The following is a 1,319-nucleotide window of genomic DNA, read 5'->3' on the forward strand; positions in this document are numbered from 1 at the left end:
TTATTCAAATTTTTTAAATCATTATCAATATTTTTTAAAAATAGTAAATTATTTGCCACACATTTTTTTAATGTTGAGATAATAAATTCATCTTTATTTTTAAAATCATCTAAATCTTTATTTGTTTTAATAATTTGATTTATTTGATTTTCGCTTTTTATTACATCCATTATTTTTTCTCCTTACTAGGTAATTTGTCATATTTAGAATTATCTATTCTACAATATATTGTTAAATCTTCGTACATTTTAGTCATGCATTCATCAAAGTGCTCAAATTCACTTGTAATTTTATTAATTCCTTTTGTTAATCCTGATATTTCTATTTCTTCTTCACATTCTTCACAACGAATAAAATCTATTCATATATCTTCTTTATATAATTGTTGTTGTTTTAATTCAGCAAATTCTTTACCTAAATTTTGATTAAAATAATGTGACATATCTAATTGTTCTTTAAGTGCTTTATTTTCTTCTTTTAGTTTGTTAAATTTAATTGATTCTGTTATATTCATTATTCATCCTCCTCAATAACAGTTAATTGTTCTAATTGTTCTTTTGTAATTTTAACCTTATCTAAATTAGCATTAGTTAAATTAGCCCAACGTAAATCAACCCAATGTAAATCAGCACTATATAAATCAGCATCTTGTAAATCTAATACTTCAATTCTTAAATATTCTCTTATTTTTCAATTTTCAACAGTAACTCCTGTTAAATCTTTAATTAAATCTTGTAATTTTTTCATTTTATAATTCCTCCTTATTTTTAATATTTTTAATTCCTTTATAACTATTAAAGTAATATTTATGATTTCTAATTTTAAATTTATTAATTGTTTCTAATGGTTTATTTTCGATATCATAATCTGAGAAATCAAAATAACCAGCACAATAATTACAATGTGAAATAAACTTACTCATTATTAAATTTCCTCCAAATTCTTTTCTGCAATTAAAGTATCAATATAGTCATAAGCACTTTCTTCTGAATGACATTCTTCTAATGCTTCATTAAATAAATCTTCTTCTGTGTAAACTTTGCCATCTTCATCTTTTCACATATTATTTATCTCCTTTATTTGTAATTCTTTGTATATTTCGTATTTTAAAAACTTTCTTTATTAATTTGATTAAAAATTTTTTCTAATTCAGCATAAATCATTTGCTTCATAGTATTTTGCCCATATCCATCAAATTCACCATCAGTTATTGAAATTAATAATTTAGCAATATTTCTTTTTATTTTTTCCATATTATTTACCTTTTTCATTCAATATCTTTTAAATCAATAATTGCCGTTGATAAGCCATAATTATTA

General features: G+C 21.5%; 5 protein-coding genes. All 5 read right to left on the minus strand.

The annotated features are described in order from the left end of the window. Window positions 1-169: 169 nt before the first annotated feature. The 5 genes from C6B38_RS04140 to C6B38_RS09920 are packed head-to-tail and all read right to left on the minus strand — an operon-like array spanning window position 170 to window position 1,253. The gene (locus C6B38_RS04140; RefSeq protein WP_105298760.1) at window positions 170-514 is read right to left on the minus strand and encodes a hypothetical protein; all 345 of its coding nucleotides are present in this window, start codon (window positions 512-514) and stop codon (window positions 170-172) included. Further along, window positions 514-747: a pentapeptide repeat-containing protein gene (locus C6B38_RS04145; protein WP_105298761.1), complete on the minus strand. Its 234-nt coding sequence runs from the start codon at window positions 745-747 to the stop codon at window positions 514-516. Before C6B38_RS04145 ends, C6B38_RS04140 begins: the two co-directional genes overlap by 1 nt. A 1-nt stretch (window position 748) precedes the next feature. Further along, window positions 749-922, minus strand: a complete 174-nt coding sequence (locus tag C6B38_RS09910) for a hypothetical protein (protein ID WP_162475857.1) — start codon at window positions 920-922, stop codon at window positions 749-751. Window positions 923-924: 2 nt separating this feature from the next. After that, window positions 925-1,062 (minus strand): hypothetical protein, encoded by a 138-nt coding sequence (locus C6B38_RS09915; RefSeq protein WP_162475858.1) that lies wholly within the window; start codon window positions 1,060-1,062, stop codon window positions 925-927. A 44-nt stretch (window positions 1,063-1,106) separates the two neighbouring features. Then, window positions 1,107-1,253 carry a hypothetical protein gene (locus C6B38_RS09920; RefSeq protein WP_162475859.1) on the minus strand — a complete coding sequence of 49 codons (147 nt, stop codon included), beginning with the start codon at window positions 1,251-1,253 and terminating at the stop codon, window positions 1,107-1,109. Between the last annotated feature and the right edge of the window lie 66 nt (window positions 1,254-1,319).

This window comes from Spiroplasma sp. ChiS, from assembly GCF_002968355.1.
GTDB lineage: Bacteria > Bacillota_I > Bacilli_A > Mycoplasmatales > Mycoplasmataceae > Spiroplasma > Spiroplasma citri.